Annotated in this window: 14 protein-coding genes; 8 read left to right on the plus strand and 6 right to left on the minus strand. The window is 73.2% G+C overall.

Annotated elements, in window-relative coordinates:
* Positions 1 to 59 precede the first annotated feature (59 nt).
* The gene (locus ACLIRP_RS01980; RefSeq protein WP_412062278.1) at positions 60 to 683 is read right to left on the minus strand and encodes a C40 family peptidase; all 624 of its coding nucleotides are present in this window, start codon (positions 681 to 683) and stop codon (positions 60 to 62) included.
* Positions 684 to 957: 274 nt separating this feature from the next.
* Here ACLIRP_RS01980 and ACLIRP_RS01985 point away from each other — a divergent pair, with 274 nt between their 5' ends.
* The 3 genes from ACLIRP_RS01985 (at position 958) to ACLIRP_RS01995 (ending at position 2,445) form a co-directional block, all read left to right on the plus strand.
* Positions 958 to 1,254, plus strand: a complete 297-nt coding sequence (locus ACLIRP_RS01985) for a hypothetical protein (RefSeq protein ID WP_412062279.1) — start codon at positions 958 to 960, stop codon at positions 1,252 to 1,254.
* 51 nt (positions 1,255 to 1,305) lie between these two features.
* On the plus strand, positions 1,306 to 1,818 hold the full coding sequence (locus ACLIRP_RS01990; RefSeq protein WP_412062280.1) for a BrxA/BrxB family bacilliredoxin: 513 nt from the start codon (positions 1,306 to 1,308) through the stop codon (positions 1,816 to 1,818).
* 285 nt (positions 1,819 to 2,103) lie between these two features.
* On the plus strand, positions 2,104 to 2,445 hold the full coding sequence (locus ACLIRP_RS01995; protein ID WP_412062281.1) for a zinc ribbon domain-containing protein YjdM: 342 nt from the start codon (positions 2,104 to 2,106) through the stop codon (positions 2,443 to 2,445).
* A 16-nt stretch (positions 2,446 to 2,461) separates the two neighbouring features.
* Here the strand turns inward: ACLIRP_RS01995 and ACLIRP_RS02000 are convergent, their stop codons facing one another.
* Together ACLIRP_RS02000 and ACLIRP_RS02005 are read right to left on the minus strand one after the other, a co-directional pair.
* Positions 2,462 to 3,226 carry a hypothetical protein gene (locus ACLIRP_RS02000; RefSeq protein ID WP_412062282.1) on the minus strand — a complete coding sequence of 255 codons (765 nt, stop codon included), beginning with the start codon at positions 3,224 to 3,226 and terminating at the stop codon, positions 2,462 to 2,464.
* A 74-nt stretch (positions 3,227 to 3,300) separates the two neighbouring features.
* The gene (locus tag ACLIRP_RS02005; protein WP_412062283.1) at positions 3,301 to 5,655 is read right to left on the minus strand and encodes a cation:proton antiporter; all 2,355 of its coding nucleotides are present in this window, start codon (positions 5,653 to 5,655) and stop codon (positions 3,301 to 3,303) included.
* Positions 5,656 to 5,863: 208 nt separating this feature from the next.
* On the opposite strand from ACLIRP_RS02005, the gene ACLIRP_RS02010 reads away from it, so the two are divergent.
* From ACLIRP_RS02010 to ACLIRP_RS02030, 5 genes are all read left to right on the plus strand, one after another.
* The gene (locus ACLIRP_RS02010) at positions 5,864 to 6,580 is read left to right on the plus strand and encodes a hypothetical protein (protein ID WP_412062284.1); all 717 of its coding nucleotides are present in this window, start codon (positions 5,864 to 5,866) and stop codon (positions 6,578 to 6,580) included.
* A gap of 155 nt (positions 6,581 to 6,735) precedes the next feature.
* Positions 6,736 to 9,192, plus strand: a complete 2,457-nt coding sequence (locus ACLIRP_RS02015; protein WP_412063680.1) for a protein kinase domain-containing protein — start codon at positions 6,736 to 6,738, stop codon at positions 9,190 to 9,192.
* Positions 9,193 to 9,228: 36 nt separating this feature from the next.
* The gene (locus tag ACLIRP_RS02020) at positions 9,229 to 9,675 is read left to right on the plus strand and encodes a hypothetical protein (RefSeq protein WP_412062285.1); all 447 of its coding nucleotides are present in this window, start codon (positions 9,229 to 9,231) and stop codon (positions 9,673 to 9,675) included.
* Positions 9,676 to 9,755: 80 nt separating this feature from the next.
* Positions 9,756 to 10,205 (plus strand): hypothetical protein, encoded by a 450-nt coding sequence (locus ACLIRP_RS02025; RefSeq protein WP_412062286.1) that lies wholly within the window; start codon positions 9,756 to 9,758, stop codon positions 10,203 to 10,205.
* Positions 10,206 to 10,388: 183 nt separating this feature from the next.
* Positions 10,389 to 12,923 carry a protein kinase domain-containing protein gene (locus tag ACLIRP_RS02030; protein WP_412062287.1) on the plus strand — a complete coding sequence of 845 codons (2,535 nt, stop codon included), beginning with the start codon at positions 10,389 to 10,391 and terminating at the stop codon, positions 12,921 to 12,923.
* Between the two features lie 641 nt (positions 12,924 to 13,564).
* On the opposite strand, the gene ACLIRP_RS02035 is transcribed toward ACLIRP_RS02030, so the two are convergent.
* The 3 genes from ACLIRP_RS02035 to ACLIRP_RS02045 form a co-directional block, all read right to left on the minus strand.
* Positions 13,565 to 14,257: an alpha/beta hydrolase gene (locus ACLIRP_RS02035; RefSeq protein ID WP_412062288.1), complete on the minus strand. Its 693-nt coding sequence runs from the start codon at positions 14,255 to 14,257 to the stop codon at positions 13,565 to 13,567.
* Positions 14,254 to 14,850, minus strand: a complete 597-nt coding sequence (locus tag ACLIRP_RS02040) for a DUF2911 domain-containing protein (RefSeq protein ID WP_412062289.1) — start codon at positions 14,848 to 14,850, stop codon at positions 14,254 to 14,256. Before ACLIRP_RS02040 ends, ACLIRP_RS02035 begins: the two co-directional genes overlap by 4 nt.
* 204 nt (positions 14,851 to 15,054) lie before the next feature.
* On the minus strand, positions 15,055 to 17,784 hold the full coding sequence (locus ACLIRP_RS02045) for a DUF5916 domain-containing protein (RefSeq protein ID WP_412062290.1): 2,730 nt from the start codon (positions 17,782 to 17,784) through the stop codon (positions 15,055 to 15,057).
* Between the last annotated feature and the right edge of the window lie 124 nt (positions 17,785 to 17,908).

Genomic DNA, 17,908 nt, shown 5'->3' on the forward strand with positions numbered 1-17,908 from the left:
GTGCAGGTCGGAAGATAACGACGGCGGGCTGAAAGCCCACCGTCACAGGGCCGCGGGCTCTAGCCGCGCACGGCGGACGAGTCGCGCCGGGCGCCGGCGGGCGCGTTCAGGTTCAGGGGCGCCTCGGTGACGATCCGGCGCGACATCCAGTAGTAGCGGTTCCAGTACGACGAGTCGTCGAGGTTGGAGATCGTCACGCCCCGGCTGGAGGAGGCGTGGACGAAGTCGCCCTCGGAGAGGTACACGCCGACGTGGCGCGTGCCGCGGCGCCGGAAGAACACGAGGTCGCCCGGCTGGAGGTCGGCGCGGGACACGTCGACGCCCTCGTAGCGCTGGGTGGCCGTGGTGCGCGGGAGCTCGATGGCCATCGTCTGGCGGACGAACTGCCGCACAAAGGCGGAGCAGTCGATGCCGCGGCGCGTGGTGCCACCCCAGCGGTAGGGGATCCCGATCCAGTCCGGTGCAGCGCTGCGGAGCATCCGGTCGCGGCGGGCCAGGCGGAGCACGGCGGACTCGGCGCCGAAGGCCCGCATCTCGGGGCGCGACGAGACCGGCGTCACCGGGACGGTGATGGTGTCGGCGGCGGCGCGGCGTGCGGGCTGCGTGCGGGCGGGGGCGCGGTGGGCGCGAGGGACGGGGCGTCGGCGGGGCGCGGCCGTCTCGGAAGCATCCTGAGTGGACACTTGCGGGGCGGTCGGGCGTGCCTGGGACTGGGCCGGGGAGGCAAGACCAGTCAGTGCGACGGCAGCGGCGAGTGTCGCCGCGCGGCGTAAAGACGAAGGCATAAGCGGGAAAGAGCGGGTGTGGTGGGGGACTGCGAACATAACCCCCGGACGCGAGCGTAGGGGGATCCCTGTGCCCTGTCTCGTGCGAAAGCCGGGTTAGAGACCTGTGAACACGGGGAATGGGGGGATCGACCAGTCCGGCCGCAACGTTAAGCGGTCGACTCCCAAACCCATGCCCGACACCTTGCTCGGCCGGCTCCTGTCGGTCCTCGCCATCTTCAGCACCGGCGTCGTCGTCGGGATGCTCCACGCGCCGCAGTCCGGCGACGCCACCCGGCGCCAGCTGGCCGGCTCCGCCCGGGACGCCGCCGACGCCGCACGCACGGCGGCCACCGACCTTGCCGAGCCGATCGCCGAGTCGGCCCGGGACCGCGCCCGCACGCTCGCCCAGCGCCACGTCCCGCTCTCCGGCGACCTCGACTTCGACGCCCGCGACATCTTCGACGACCTCGGGAGCGGGCGGGGGTAAGCTGCCCCCACGACCCCGCGTCCCTCCGTTCCACCGACTCTCTTCCATCGTATGCCGTACCCCGAACCGCTCGTCGCCCCCATGCGCGACGAACTCACCCGCCTGGGCGTCCGCGAGCTCCGCACCGCCGCCGACGTCGACGCGCTCCTCGCCGAGGCCCAGGAGGGCACCACGCTCGCCGTCGTCAACTCGGTCTGCGGCTGCGCCGCCGCGAACGCCCGCCCGGCCGTCGCGATGGTGCAGGGCGTCGAGCCCCAGCCCGACCGCGTCGTGACCGTCTTCGCGGGCCAGGACCTCGAGGCGACGGCCCGCCTGCGCGGCTTCCTGGCCGGCATCCAGCCGTCGAGCCCGTCGATGTTCTTGCTCAAGGACGGCGACCCCGTCTTCGCGATTGAGCGCCGCCACATCGAGGGCCGCTCCGCGAGCGCCATCGCCGCCGACCTCAAGGGCGCCTACGAGACCTTCTGCGGCGACGACGCCGACGCGCCCGACGACGTGCAGCGCCCGGACACGGCCCAGGCCCCGGCGCCGGGCCTGCCGAGCACCTTCCGCTCGATCTTGTAGTTCGACCGCACCGCTCCGACGACCTGACCGCCGTCCGCCCTGCTGGCGGGCGGCGGTTTTTTTGACGGGGACGAGCAGGCTGGCGCGAGCCCCGATCCCCCGCCTGCCGGCCGCCCTCCGATCCGGGAGGGCTTTCTCGTGTGGGCCGCTCCGTGTGTCGTCGACCTCGACGCAACTCGCGGAGTCCCCCCCTTCCCGCTTGCGGGGAGGGGGACAGGGGGTGGGCGACCAGCGGGCGCCAAGGGGCGAGTGCGAGCGCCGGTAGCTTGCCGCTCCCCTGCGCCGATGTCCCGCCTCCCCGCCTGCCCCCAGTGCGCCTCGGCGTACGTCTACGAAGACGGCCCGCTCTACGTCTGCCCCGAGTGCGCGCACGAGTGGCCCCAGGACGAGGTGGTCGCCGAGGCCGCCGAGACCGGCGTCGTCCGCGACGCGAACGGGACGCCGCTGGCGGACGGCGACGCAGTCACGGTCATCAAAGACCTCAAGGTGCGCGGCTCGTCGTCCGTCGTGAAGGTGGGCACCAAGGTCAAAAACATCCGGCTCGTCGACGGCGACCACGACATCGACTGCCGCATCCCCGGCGTCGGCGCGATGGGGCTCAAGTCCGAGTTCGTGCGCAAGGCGTGAGCCGCCGGGCCCGCGATCAGTCGTAGTAGGCGACGAGCAGCGTCTCGGACGGCGCCTCGCCGACGTTCCGGGCGCCGTAGTTCAACGCCGAGTCCCAGGCGATGGCCCCGGCGCGGCGCGCCACCACGCCGTCGGCCGTCGTGCCGGCAAAGCCCTCCGAGTTGTAGCGCTCGACGGTGTAGTCGTTGAGCGCGTAGACAACCCGGCTGAAGGCGGAGTGCGTGGGCAGGGCCGTGCCCGGCGCCAACGTCACCCGGGCGACCACCACGCGGTCGTCGGCGACCAGCACCTCGAGGGCCTCGTTGTCGATCTCGTTGAGGCGGGTCAGTTCGGCCGGGAATCGGAGGTCGGGGTCCTGCCCGGGCAGGGCGCGGTCGGGGAGCGGGTTCGCCCACCGCTCGAGGAACAGGACGCGAGCTGAGTCGGCGCCGACGTTCTCGATCCGCGCCGGCTCGGTGTACAGCACGGCCGACCCGGCCGCCCACGTCTCCGGTTCGCCGTCGACGCGGAGCTCGGCGTCCGAGAGCGCGTACGCGACCCAGTTTTTGCCGGTCCGGAGCGCGACGGCCCGGCCGGGCGGGAGGGCAAAGCGGGACACCTCGACGTAGGGGTTGGACAGCAGCCGCTCGGCGTAGACAGGCAGGTCGCCGCCCAGCGCCTCGGGGTCGACGGCGGGCGCCTCGGGCCGCGCCATGGGAGGCGCCGGGGCGTCCGGTACAGGGTCGTCTGCGGCGTCGGCGCAGCCCGCGAGCAGCAAAGCGAAGAGACAAACGAAGCGCATGGGGTCGGCGGAGGGCCGGCTAGGGACGGGCGCCCCCGCCGACACGTTCCGCGCGCGGTCGAGCGGCCGAGTGGCTACAGCATCTCCTCGTCGACGTAGCACCAGCCCCACGATTCGCCGGGCTCGATGCTGCGCACGACCGGGTGGCCCGTCGCGTGGTAGTGGGCCGTGGCGTGCTTGCCCGGCGACGAGTCGCAGCAGCCGACGTGGCCGCACGTCATGCAGACGCGGAGGTGCACCCAGCGGTCGCCGTGCGCCAAGCACTCTTCGCAGCCCTGGGCGCTCGGCGTCACGGCGTGGACGTGGTCGCCGTGCGAGCAGTCAGCCCCAGGGTCGGGCCGCAAGGTGACGGGTGTGGAGGTGTCGATCCAGTCGGCGCGCTGCGTGGGCATGGCAGGGAGGTCGGGGAGGCCGGGCGTCCCGGCGTCGGAGGTGCGGAACAGGTCGGCCGCGTCGATAAACGACTGCGCGGTGCCGCCGAACAGGACCTCGTCGCCGGCTTCGAGCCTGAACCCGCCCGTCGGCTCGCGGGTGACCGCGCCGTCGCGAGCGACCTCAATGGCGTGGATGAGCCGCTCGTCGAGCTGGAGGTCCGCCAGGGACTGACCCGCCACGCGGGCGCCGGGCCGGATGGTGACGGTCCGCGTCGAGAAGCAGTCGGCGTCGAGCTCGCAGCGGACGGCGGGCGTGTCCATGATCTCGTGGTCGAACGCCTCATACGTGCCGTGGCGCAGCGTCTCCTCGTGGCGCAAGATCTCCGCAGGCGCCACGCGGTAGTGCCGCAGGATGTCGTCGAACAGCCCGATGACCGCTTCCAGCTCGACGGCGATCGCGCGGTCGGCGCCCGCGTGCACCAGCTCCTCGGCGTCGTGCGGCGTCGGCGCCGCGGCGACGATGCGGGCCGTCGGCGCGAGCGCACGGGCGACCGAGACGACGCGGTGCGCCATCTGCGGGTTGTCGTCCGGGACGACGAGCAGCTTGGCGCGGTCGAGCCCGACGGCCTGCAGGATGTGGCGCTTGGCGTAGTCGCCCCGGAGCACGCGCAAGCCCGCGGCCTCGGCCTCTCGCGCGCCGACCGGCGACAGCGTCACGACCACGAACGGGACGCCGGAGCCGTCGAGCACGTGGACGAGCTTTTTGGCGGCGTCGCCGTATCCGGCCACGATCGTGTGGTTCTCGAGGTCCGCGAAGTGTGCCGGATCCGCCTCGGGCGCATCGGGCTCGCGCGCGTCCGCAAGCCCCCGGAGCCGGCTCGCGAGCCGGCCGGCGTAGGGCGCCGCGACCGGCGTGAGCGCCATCGACACGACGGTCGCGGCGATAAAGAGCGGCGCGCCGATGTCGTCCATCCCCAGCGGTGCCAGCCCGGCCTCCCGGCCGGAGCGCTCGAGCACGAACGAGAACTCGCCGACCTGGGCCAGCCACAGCCCGGTCGCCGCCGCCGCCGGCATCGCGCGGCCGACGGCGCGGACCGCGAGAAACGTCGTCCCGAACTTGAGAAGCGTCACGGCCACGAGCGCGAGCAGGACGAGCCCCAAGTTGTCCCACACGAACCCGAGGTCGAGCAGCAAGCCGACCGACACGAAGAACGTCGCCGAAAACAGGATCTGGAGCGGCAGGATCTCGCTCAGGGCGTGCTCCGAGAACCGGCTCTGGCTCACGACGAGCCCGGCCAGGAAGGCGCCGAGCGAGATCGACACGCCCGCCAGCCCGACCGCGTACGCCGTCCCAAAGCAGATCGCGATGATGGTCAGCAAAAACAGCTCGGGCGAGCACGTCTGGGCCACGTGCTCTAGGACCGGCGGCAGCACGCGCCGCGCCACGACGAGCACGAACACGATGATCAGCCCCGCCTTCCCCAGCGCCCACACCAGCTCGCCGCCCGTCATGCCCTCGCCGCCGAGCGCGGGCACGAGCAATACCATCAGGATGACGGCGAGGTCCTGGAAGATGAGCAGCCCGACGGCGCCCTGGCCGACCTCGGTGTTTGTCTCGCCCCGGTCGCCGAGCAGCTTGAGCACGATCGCCGTGGACGAGAGCGCGACCAGGAAGCCGGTGAAGATGGCCGGCCGCCAGCCGACGCCGAACGCCAGGCACAGCCCGGCCACGATCGCCGTCGTGAGCCCGACCTGGATCCCGCCGCCGACGAAGATGAGCCGCTGGATCCGCTGGAGCTTGTCGAGCGAGAACTCGATGCCGATGGTGAACAGCAGCAGCAGCACGCCGATCTCGGCCGCCGCGTCGATCAACTCCGGGTCCGTCACCAGGCCCAGCCCGCTCGGGCCGATCAGCACGCCCGCCAGCAGGAAGCCCACGATCGGCACCAGCCCCACGCGCTGGCTGAGGTACGCCACGACGGCCGCCGCCAGCACGATCGCGACGACCTCGACGAGGAACGGGGGGACGGCGCCGGCGGCGAGGACGAAGGGCACGTTTGGTACGAGTAGAGGACCGGAAGAAACGAGGAGAGGAGGGGGTGGGCGCGGGCGCGTCAGGAACGAGGGAGAGCCTGACGGGGGCATCCTCTTCTCCTCTACGTCTCCTCGTCCTCCTTCTCCTTGTGGCGCCAGCGTACGGCGAACCGCCTTTCGCTCCGTCGCGGATGCCGCTACGCTTGCGGCGGTTCCATCGACCCCGCCCGTGCGCGCCGTCCTCGTTCTCTTGCTCGCGCTCGCCGCCTGCGATGCCCCGACGATCTCGGGCGACGCCTTCGACGCGATCCCGCTCGCGCCCGGGATCTCGCGGGCCGAGCTGACGGACGACCGGGGCGCGACGGTGCGCCTGAGCCTGTCCGTCCCGGCGGGGCTGGCGGCCGGCGAGCGCGTGCCGCTCGTGCTGGCGCTCCACTGGGCCGGCGAGGTGACGCCCTATTTCGGGGAGACCTACCTGCGCGTGCTCGCGGCGCCCGGCTTCGACGAGGCGCGGGCCATCGTGGTCGCGCCCGACCGGATCGGCGGCGACTGGGAGACGGCCGAGTCGCGGGCGTTCGCGATGTCGCTCGTCCGCCGCGCCCTCGAGCGGTGGCCCGTCGACCCGGGGCGCGTGGTGGTGACCGGGTACAGCATGGGCGGGTTCGGGACGTGGCTCTACCTCGAGGACTACGACGAGTTCGCGGCCGGCATCCCCATGGCCGCCGTCCCGCTCACCGACGGCGGCGGGCGCCCGACGTACGTCATCCACGGCACGGCCGACGAGCTCTACGCCTTCCAGACCACGCAGTGGGCCGTCGAGAGCCGCCAGCGGCGCGGGCTGCCGATCGTGCTGGCGCCCGCGGAGGGGCTGGGCCACACCGAGCCCGCCGCCTACGTCCCCGCCCTGCGGGCGGCCGCGCGGTGGCTGGCGACCGACGTGTGGTAGCCCACGCCGCTGGTGGGGTCACGTGATTACCCGATGCCCAATTGGCTTGGTTTCAGTAGGTTGGGAATCCCGTTCCAGCGCTCACCCTGGACAGTCCGGCCCCGACTCGCGACCCCGCCATTCCGCCTGACGGGCGGATCGGGCGGTACCACGTTCTGGGGGAACTCGGCCGCGGCGGGATGGGCGTCGTGTACCGTGCCCAAGACCCGCGCCTGGGCCGCGAGGTGGCGCTCAAGGTGCTCCCGGAGGCGCTCGCGCTCGACCCCGAGGCCAAGGGCCGCTTGCTCCGCGAGGCCCGAGCCGCCGCCACGCTCGACCACCCCAACGTCTGCACCGTCTACGAGGTCGGCGAGACGCCGGAGGGGCGGCCCTTTATCGCCCTGGCGTGCTACGACGGGGAAACGCTCGACGAGCGGATCCACCGCGGCCCCCTCGAGGTCGCCGAGGCCGTCCGGATCGCGCGCGGCATCGCGGCGGGCGTCGCCACGGCGCACGCGCACGGCATCGTCCACCGCGACCTCAAGCCGGCCAACGTGTTCGTCGCCGCCGACGGCACGCCCAAGGTCCTCGACTTCGGCGTCGCGAGCGTGGCCGAGGACGGCCGGGCCGGGCCCGGCGAGGCGGTCGGGACGCTCACCTACGGGGCTCCGGAGCAGGACGCGGGCGCGGCCGACGCCCGGTCCGACGTGTGGGCGCTCGGGCTCGTGCTCTACGAGATGCTGACCGGGGAGAACCCGTTTGTGGCGCCGTACGCGGCGGCCGTCCGCTACAACGTGCTCCACGAGCACCCCCCGCCACCGAGCGCCCGCGCCGACGTGCCCTCGGCGCTCGACGCCGTCGTCCTGCGGGCGCTCGCCAAGGACCCCGCCGACCGCTACCCCGACGCCGCCGCCTTTGGGGACGCCCTCGCGGCGGCGACGGCCCCGGCGCCCCTGACGGCGCGCCTTCGGCCCCGATTCGCCGGGCTGGCCGTGCTGCTCGCCGCGCTCGCCGGTATCGGGGTGTGGACGGTTCAGCCCGGCGGCCCGTTTGCCCGGGAAGCCGTGCACCTCGCCGTGCTCGCGTTCGAGCCCGAGTCCGACGCGCCCGACGACCGGGCGTTCGCCGAGGGCCTGGCCGAGACGCTCGCCAGCGGCGTCGCCGAGGCGGCCCCGCCCGAGACCGGGCTCTGGGTGGTGCCCATGACGGAGGTCCGCGGGCTCGCCGTGACGACGGCGCGCGCAGCGGGGACGGTGCTCGGGGCCAACCGCGTGCTCAGCGGCCGGCTCGTCCGCGACGGCGGCGGGCTCGTCCTCACGCTCGACCTCGCCTCGACCGGCGACCGCCCCCGCACGCTCGACTCCAAGGCGCTCCAGATTTCGGAGGGCGCGCCGGTCCGCGGGCAGGCGCTCCAGGCCGTCGTCGAGATGCTGGGGCTGGCCCCCGTCGCCGGGCCGGCGGCCGAGCGCGGGACGGCCGACCCCGAGGCCCAGCGGTTCTTCCTGGCCGGCGTGGGCTACCTCGAGCGCGACCGCGAGGCCGAGGACCTCGACCGCGCCATCGACCTCTTCGAGCAGGCCATCGCCGAGGACCCCGCGTTCGCCGCCGCCCACGCCCGCCTGGGCGAGGCGTTCCTCGCCAGCTACGAGGCCACACGCGACTCGGTCTGGGTCGGGCGCACGCGCGACGCCGCCGCCCGCGCCGAGGCCCTCGACGACCGCGACCCCCGCGTCCACATCACGCTCTCGGCGCTCGCCGAGACCACCGGCGAGACGACGCTCGCGATGCACCACGCGCGGCGCGCCCTCGCCCTCGACCCGACCGGCGTGCGCGCCCACCTCGCCCTCGCCGCCGCCCAGGAGGCCGCCGCCGACCTCGAGGGCACCGAGGCCACGCTCCGCGGCATCGTCGACCGCCAGCCCGACGTGTGGACCGGCCCCTTCGCGCTCGGGGCCTTCTACCTCCGCCAGCTCCGCACCGACGAGGCCGAGGCCGCCTTCGCGCGCGTCGTCGCTCTCGCCCCGGGCAACTACCAGGGCCACTCGGGGGTCGGCGCCGCCCGCCTGCTCGCCGGCGACACGCGGGGCGCCCGGGCCGCCTACGAGGAGGTCTTGGCGCTCCGCCCCGACCTCCGCTCGGTCTACGTCAACCTGGGCACGCTCTTGCTCGCGGACGGCGACGCGCGGGGCGCCGTCCGACGCTACCGGCAGGCCCTGGCGCTCGACAGCTCGTCGCACGTCGCCTGGAACAACCTGGCGTCGGCGTACGCCGCCCTCGACGACTCCCTCCGGATCGTCCGCGCGCTGCGGGGCGCGCTCCGGCAGGTCGAGCGCGACCTCGCCGTCAACCCCAACGACCCCGTCGCCCTGGCCGCCGCGGCGACCTACCGCGAGGGCACCGGCGACGCCGCGGGCGCCCGCGACGCCGCCCGCCGCGCCGTCGCGCTCGCCCCGGCCGACCCCCAGGTCCAGTACGAGGCGGCCCGCGTGTTCGCCCTGCTCGAGGACAACGCCGCCGCCCTCGACGCGCTCGCCGCCGCCGCCGCCGCCGGCCACCCCCTCACCGAGGCCGACCAGGAACGCGCCTTCGCCGACCTCCTGCGCCACCCCCGGTTCCCCACGCCCCCCCGGTGATCGCCGCCCCCATCCCCTCCCGTTCCCCACCCCTCCATGAGTGACCCCTCTGCCCAGTCCACCCCCGCCGCCGGTGCCGCCCCCTCTCGCGAGCCCGTCCAGGTCCGCTGTGACGAGAAGGACGGCATCCCCTACGTCTACGTCGTCCGAACGCACGTCGGGAGCGCCAACCCCGCCAAGCTCATGTTCGTCGTTACCCAGAACTGTCCGATCGCTCTGGTCGACGTCGTGGCCTCCGAGAACTGCACGGTCTCGAACGTGCGGCCGCTCCAGAACGGGCGCCGGATGGAGGCCGACATCGCGTTCACCCTTGCCACGGGCGGCAAGGCGACGGTCGTCTTCGAGCTGTGGTTCGTCGGCCCCAACGGCACCCGGTGCCAGGCCTACGGTGGAGAGCCGGATGGGATGGCGACCGGCTGTGGGTTCCAGCCCATCTCCGGGCGGGTGCCCCCGAGCCCGCCGCCCAAGGTCGACTTCCCCTGACCGCTCCGATCCGACCCCCCGTGTCGGGCGCGCGGGGGGCTCGGCTCCGCCGCGCCCGGCCCCCAGATCCCCGACCGCTCATGAAGGACTCTGCCAACACCTACGACCCCCAGACCGTCCACGTCCGCTGCGCGACGAAAGGCAGCGACCCCTACGTCTACGTCGAGGCCGCCAACTCCGGCACCGTCGACGGGCAGGCCGAGCTCATCTTTAAAGTCCATCGCGACTGCGCCGACGCCAAGGTCACGCTCGTGGAGGTCCGGGCGGGGGACAACTGTACCCTCAATCGCCAGCTGGTCTCGACCGACGGGCAGTCGCTCGAGGCTGACCTCGGCTACAAGGTGTCGGACGGCAACCGGGCGTCGCTGACGTACGGGCTGCACTACCGCGACGCCGACGGCACGCTGCGGCAGGCCTACGGCGGGGAGCCCGAGGGCGCCGTCGACGACGTGCTGGCGTCGGGCGCCGGGTTCGCCTCGGTCACCAAAGCGTCAACGCCGAGCCCGCCCCCCAAGGTCGACTTTCCCTGAGCGCCCCGGCCAGCGACCGGCGGTGGCCACCCCCGCGTCTGGGCGTGCGCGTGCGCTCAAACACGGCTCCCCACCGTCGAGCCAACATGGGCCGCGAATCATGGGTGGACATGATGTGGAAGGGGAGGTCGTTAGGTGTACGTTGCGGTCCCGTCTGTGCCTTCTATGGACGTGCCCCCCCCTATGTCGCCTCGTGCCGCTCCGGCTCCGGAGCGGGTGGGGCGGTACCGGGTGCTCGGGGAACTGGGCCGGGGCGGGATGGGCGTCGTGTACCGCGCCCAAGACCCACGCCTGGGCCGCGAGGTCGCCCTCAAGGTGCTCTCCGACGCCTTCGGCCGCGACGCCGAGGCCAAGGCGCGGCTGCTCGACGAGGCGCGCGCGGCGGCCACGCTCGACCACCCGAATGTGTGCACGGTCTACGAAGTGGCCGAGACCGACGACGGCCAGCCGTTTATCGCCTTGGCGTGCTACGACGGCGAGACGTTGGCCGAGAGGCTGGCGCGGGGACCGTTAGCAATCGCCGAGGCGGTCCGTCTTGTGCGTGGCGTCGCGGCCGGCGTGGCCGCCGCGCACGCGCAGGGCATCGTCCACCGCGACCTCAAACCCGCGAACGTGTTCGTCACCGACGACGGCACGCCCAAGGTCCTCGACTTCGGGGTCGCCCAGGTCGCCGGCGACGCGGGGGCGTCGGAGGGGACGAGCGGGGGGACGCTGGCGTACGCCGCGCCGGAGCAGGCCGCCGGCGCCGCCGACGCCCGGTCCGACGTGTGGGCGCTCGGGCTCGTGCTCTACGAGATGCTGACGGGCGAGAACCCGTTCCTCGCCCCGTACGCCGCCGCCGTCCGCTACAACGTCCACCACGAGGACCCGCCGCCACCGAGCGCCCGCGTCGACGTGCCCCCGGCGCTCGACGCCGTCGTCCTGCGGGCGCTCGCCAAGGACCCCGCCGACCGCTACCCCGACGCGGGGGCGTTCGCCCTGGCGATCGAGGCCGCCGTCGTTCCGGACCGGACCGTCGCCCGGCTGCGGCCCCGCTACGCCGTGCTCGCCGTCGCGCTCGCGGCGCTCCTGGTGGCGGCGATGTGGAGCGTCCGCCCCGGCGGCCCGTTCGCCCGGGAGGCCGTGCACCTCGCCGTGCTCGCGTTCGAGCCCGAGTCCGACGCGCCCGACGACCGGGCGTTCGCCGAGGGCCTGGCCGAGACGCTCGCCAGCGGCGTCGTCGAGGCGGTCCCGACCGAGGCCGGGCTCTGGGTGGTTCCGGCGAACGTCATCCGCGACCTCGGCGTCGAGACCGCGCGCCAGGCCGACGCCGTGCTCGGGGCGAACCGCGTGCTCACGGGGCGGCTGGCGCGCGAGGGCGGGCGGCTCGTGCTCACGCTCGCGCTCACCTCGACCGGCGACCGGCCCCGCACGCTCGCCTCGCGCACACTCACCGTCGCGCCCGGCGGGACGGTGCGGGCGGCCGCGCTCCAGGCCGTCGTCGAGATGCTGGGGCTGGGCGGCGTGGCGACGGTCGACCGGGGAGGCGTGGCGTGGGGCACCGACGACCCCGAGGCCCAGCGCTTTTTCCTGGCCGGCGTGGGCTACCTCGAGCGCGACCTCGAGGTCGCCGACCTCAACCGCGCTGTCGGTCTCTTCGAAGACGCCATCGGTGAGGACCCCGACTTCGCCGCCGCCCACGCCCGCCTCGCCGAGGCCGCCGTCGCGAGCTACAACCGGACCCGGGACACGACTTGGATCGGACGCGCCCAGACGTCGGCCGCTCGCGCGCTCGCCCTCGCCCCCGACGCGCCGCACCCCCACATCGCCCTCGCCCACCTCCGCAACGCGACGGGCGACTATCCCGCCGCCATCGCCGAGGCCCGCCTCGCCCTCGACCTCGACCCCGCCTCCGCCGCCGCGCTCCGCGCCCTCGGCGAGGCCCAGGAGGGGGCCGGCGACCCCGCCGCCGCCGAGCAAACGCTCCTCCACGCCCTCCGCCTCCGCCCGGGCCTGTGGACCGGCCACGCCGACCTCGGCTACCTCTACTTCCGGCTCGGCCGGCTCGAGGACGCCGCCGCCCAGTTCGAGGCCATCATCGCCCTCGCCCCGGGCAACTTCCAGGGCTACTACGGCCGGGCCGCCTTCTTTCAGGCGACGGGCGATGAGGATGCCGCTCGCCGCAACTACCAAGCGGCGAACGCCATTCGGCCCAACTACGGGGCGTACTCGAACCTCGGTCTGCTCCTATACGACGCGGGCGACCAACGCGGTGCCGCCCGGATGTACCGACGGGCTCTCGCCATGGACAGCACCGACCACGTCATTTGGATCACGTTTGCCGATCTCCTTGATGAACTCGGAGACCAAGCCGGTGCACGTCAGGCCTACCGTCGCACCCGCCGCCGTGCCGATGCGGCGCTCGCGGTGAACCCCGCCGACGCCTACACACGGTCGATCCGTGCCTCAGCCGCTCTCGCTCTCGGTGACCGCGCCGCCGCCATCGCCGACGCCGAGCAGGCTCTACGCGAGGCGCCTAGCGATGTCCGTGTCTCCTTCCGGACGGCCCTGGTTTTCGCCGAGACGGGCTCGCCAGCCCGCGCTCTCGACGCGCTCACCGCCGCTGTCGTCAACGGTCACAAACTCGATTACATCGACACTGGCCGCCTGTTTGCTACCGCTCGCGCCCTTCCAGGCTGGTCCGCCCTCCGCGCCCAGGCCCAGGCGGATGGCCCCTGATTCGTCCCCCCCTTCTTTTTGCCCCAACCGTCATGCCGTGTACAAATTCACGTAGCAACGTCACGCGTATCATCGAGCAAAGCCCAGGCAACTTCGTGCCTACTGCGGTCCGTTCCAACAACAGGCCACATCAGCCTCTTCCACCACACTGGATGGAGGGGGAGCCAGGGTGTCGGTTGACTTGGGAAATAAACATTCGTCCAGAAAGCACAGTCACAGGCTGGAGCATGCCGTGTGGACTGCAGGAGCCGTCTCTGGACAGCGACAATACGTCGCAAGGACGGCGTCGGCTAGTCTATATTTTGGTAGTGGGCAATGGGATTAACTGTAGCGGAAAATATTCTGTGTTCATTAATCATCTGAGAGTAATGCATGAGGGTGATCATGATGGGGCCGGTGGATTGGCGTCAGACGTTCATGAAGGCCATTCCGAGGAGGACAAACATGAAGGCCATTCCGGGGAGATCAAGATCCCGCCGGGCTAAGCAGATCATTCACCCCGCTGGCGGCCGTCGCCAGCGGGGCTCCGGGCCTACGACGGCTCCTGGATACCCAGGCGCTCGCGGAGCTGGGGCTGGCCGTCGGTCGCGATCTCGGCGATCCCGACGAAGCGGCGGACCCGCGCCTAAGGCGACGCCCTGTCAGGCGCTCTGACTGACAGCCGTCAGCAAGGTGCGCATCGCGGCGAGCTCGTCGGCGTTCACGGTGTGCCCCATCCCGGGGTAGATCCGCGCGTCGACCTCGGCGCCGAGCTCGGCCAGCACGGCCGCCGTCCGCTCGACGCGGGCGAGGGGGATGTGCGGGTCGACGTCGGAGCAGCCGACGAAGACGGGCGTGCCGGCGAGGGACGTGTCGTAGTCGAACGCCTTGTCGGCGTAGCGGCCGCCGGCGCCGAGCAGCGTCGGCGCGTCGTCGGGCCCGGGGCCCGTCCCGAGCAGGCCGCCCGACAGGACGACCACGCCGCCCCAGCGCCCGCCGGTCCGCGCGGCGGTCTCGGCGGCGAGGCAGGCGCCCTGGCTGAAGCCGGCGAGGACGACGTGGGCGCGGTCGATCCCGGCCGCCTCGGCGGTGGCGACGGCGCGGAGCACGGCGGCGATGCCGCTGCCCAGCCCGGGCTCGTTCGCCGCGAGCGGCGCCAGGAAGCTCTGCGGGTACCACGCGTGGCCGGCCGCTTGCGGGGCGAGGTACGCGAGGGTGTCGGGCAGCTCGGCGGTCAGCCCCAGGATGCCGCGCGCCGAGTCGCCCCGGCCGTGGACGAGGACGACGGCGGCGGGCGCCTCGGCGAGCGGGGCGCCCGCGGCGACGAGGGGCTGGCGGTCGTGGGGGCCGGTCATGGAAGGCGAGTGATCGGAAAGGCGGCGGCGCGGCGGTCCCACGCAAGCACGAGCGCGGCGCCGTCGTCGTCGAAGGACCACGTCAGCCCTTCGACGGTCGCGTCGAGGGCGTGGGGGGCGACCGTGACGGTGACGAGGTCGAGCGCCGGGTCGTACTCGTCGGCGAGGTGGGCCCCGAGGCTGGCGTTGACGTGCAACGTCCAGGCGTCGGGGCCGGGCGTGACGAACAGGCTGTAGGCGCCCGGCGGCACCTCGACGCCGCCGACCGCGAGCGGGACCGTCGTCACGAGCTCGGTCGCGCGGTGGGCGCCAGCGGCCCAGACCGTCCCGTCGGCCACGAGCCCGCCCCAGACGGCGCGGCCCCGGACGAACGGCCGGCCGAACACGACCGACGCGTAGCCGCCGTCGCCGTAGCGGAGCCCGGCGCGACCGACGGCGCTTCCGGGCGGCGGGGCGGCCTCGTCGAGGCGCAGGCCGGTGACGACGAACGTCTCGGCGACGGCGGTCGCCTCGGCCGGGACGGGCGCGGGGTGCGCGTGCTGGGCGGTGGCGGCGCACGTCGTCAGGAGCGCGAGCGCGAGCGGGCGGAGCATGGGGTCGTGGGCGGGGGGGCGGCGTGGACGAACGCGAGCCCGGCCCGTACCCGTGTCCGGCGGCCTCCGTTCTCGCGCCTCCGAAAACAAAACGGGGCCGCCCGTGAAGGCGACCCCGTGGGTCGGGTCCCGCCGGCGGCCCGTCTCGTAGCCGCCAGCGGGGAGGGGCAGGGCCGGATGGCTCGTCCGGCCGGTCGCCCCCGATCAGCCGAGCCAGTAGCTCAGCTTGAGGACGAAGACGTTGGTGACGGGGTCGGTAAACAGGCCCGACACGTCGCGGTCGAACTCGAATCCGCCGTCGTTCGCGAACCCGCTCCGCTGCTGCTGCCAGACCAGGAAGAGCGCCGAGCCCGGCCGGTACTCCCAGCGCAGGACCGCATTCCCCTGGAGCGAGCGGACGGTAAAGTTGGGGTTGCCGAACTCGGTCGTCCCGCCGTCGGGGCCGGTCACGCGGTAGGCCTGGGGCATGGCCGTGGCCGGATCGGCGCCGTCTGCGAAGAGCGGCTCGATGGTGCCGACGTCGGCGCCGAAGCGCGGGAAGTCGAGCTGGCGGGCCTCCGTCATCTGGCTAAAGTTGGAGTACCGGCCGCGCGAGACGAAGGGCCGGGCGTAGACCTGAAGCGAGAGCTGGGGCGTGAACGTCCAGTCGACGCGGGTGTCGAGCGAGACGGTCGTCTGGTCGATCTCGCCGAACACGTAGCGGCGGCCGAAGGTGGCGTCGAGCCCGGGCGCGTCGTCGCTGGTGATGTACTGGCGCGGGTTGCCGGACAGGAACAGCTCGGGCCCGATGCGGACGGTGAGCGACGAGCTGGGCCGGATCTCGGCGCCGACCTCGACGCCGTTGAAGCGGCCGCCGAGCGCGTCGCGGTTGAGGCCGGTCCAGACGAAGGCCGAGACGGGCTTGCGGTCGTCGGTCCAGCCGTTGACGTTGAGGCCGTAGCCGCCGGGCGAGGCCGCGATCGGGCCGCCGCGCGTGAGCCGGTCGTTCGTGCTCGCGGCGTAGACCTCGCCGTTCGCGCCGAACCCCCAGAAGTTGTGGAGCCGGCCGTTGACGTTGCCGCCCGTGAAGAGGGCCGAGCGGTCGCCGTCGAAGTTGACGCGCGTGCCGGCGAAGAGGTTGGCGCTCCAGCGCTGGAACGGGCCCTGCGCCTGGTTCTGCTGGTACACGACCACGCTCCCGATGCCGAGCTCGTCGGCGCGGCCCTGGAAGCCGAGCTGGTTGGCGTCGAACCCGGGCGAGGTGAACTCGGCGTGGAGCGAGCCCACCCAGTGCTCGCCGCCCGACTTGAGCACGTTCATCTCGCCGGTCAGCCCGGAGATCGAGGTGCGCGTCGGGTCGTAGTCGAGGTGGTCGGCGTCGGGGCGCTGGAACAGGCGCGGGAACGCGCGCTGGACGCGGTCGATGGCCGAGGCGCTGCCGGAGACGTAGCTCCCCGCCAGTTGCCCGTTGATGATCCAGTCGTCGGTCAAGGCGTGCTCGATGTCGAACCCCAAGACGGTCCCCTGGCCGGGCAGGGTGCGCTCGATGGCCGGGTCGGCCGTGCTCCGGACGACGGACGTGCCGAGCAGGCCGATGATGGTCTTGCCGACCGTGGCCTTGGCGCGCGCGGCGGCGAAGTTGGTCGTCGGCTCGACGAGCGCGCGGTCGTCGGCCACGATCGCGCCGTCGCCGTCGATCCCCATAAAGCGCCCGTACTCCGGCCCGGTCACCGCGTCGAGCACGCCGACGGAGAACCCGCCGATGCGGCCGGACAGCTTGGCCGCGCCCAGGATCGTCGACTGCTGCGGCGAGTCGGTGTAGACCGTCCCGTTCTCGCCGACGGCGTCGTGGGCCTCGGCGGGCACGAAGTTCGAGCGCTGCGGATTGCGGCCGATGCGGCGCGTGTAGAGCAGGCTCGGCCGGTTCATCCCGAAAAAGCGCCGGGGCTGCATGCTGAACACGTCGGTGCCCTCGACGAAGAACGGCCGGCGCTCCTGGTTGAACAGCTCGAACCCGCCCAGGTTGACGCGCGACGGGTCGCCCTCGACCTGGCCGAAGTCCGGGTTGACGGTCGCCGTCAGGGTCAGGTCCGAGGTCAGGCCGTACTTGAGGTCGAGCCCGACGCGCGGGTCGAGGTCGTTGTCGGCGTAGAAGGGGTCGAGGTCGTCGCCCGGGGCGCGCGTCAGCGACGAGGCGACGTAGGGCATGACCTCGAGCTGGCGCGGCGGGCGCAAGTCGCGCAGGCCGGACAGCGTGCCGAACTGGGAGACCATGCCGTTCTCGTCAGGGCTCATCGGGCTCCAGAAGGCCTCCTCGCCCGTGCGGTGGTGCGTGCGCCCAAACTGCAGGCCCCAGTCCTGGGTGCCCTGGCCGGCGGCGTAGCGGAGCTGGCTGAGCGGGATCCGGAACTCGGCGGTCCAGCCGGTCTCGTCCCGGCTGGCGGCGCCGGCCCAGACGGCGTCCCACGAGTCGTCCTCGTTGACGTCGTCGTAGATGAGCAGGTCGCGCTGGACGCCGGCCGGGTTGAGGGCGAACACGAAGGCGGTGCGGCGGTCGTGGTACGAGTCGAGGGCGACGAAGGCCCAGTCGCCGGTGAGGTTGGCGTCGCGGCGGCCGAGCGGGGCGCCGATGCCGTCGGGGCGCGACTCGTGCATCCGCATCCCGATGTAGACGGCCGTCCCGTCGTAGAGCACACGCGCTTCGGTCGGCTCCGTCGCGGCGTCGCCGGGGGACGGGCGGAACTGGACGAAGCCGCTCGCGACGGGAGCATCCGCCCACGCGGCCTCGTCGAGCCGGCCGTCGAGGTCGACCGTGGCGGACAGGGGGGCGGCGGCCAGGCCGCGCGGGCCATCGGTGGCGGCGGCCGTCGTGTCGGAGCCGTCAGGGGAGGTGGGCTGGGCGAGGGCGGGCGCCGCGAGCAGGGCGGCGGCGGCGAGGAGGGTAGAGAGACGCATGGCGGGCAAGGAGTGGACCCCTTCCTGACGGGGGAGCGGGGCGGATGTTACTCGGTGTGCTAAAAAAATCGCAGGTGCAGATGATTGTGCCCCAACGACATAGGTGTGACGGTGTGTGCACATC

The organism is Rubrivirga halophila, assembly GCF_046845755.1.
In the GTDB taxonomy this organism is placed as follows: Bacteria; Bacteroidota; Rhodothermia; order Rhodothermales; family Rubricoccaceae; genus Rubrivirga.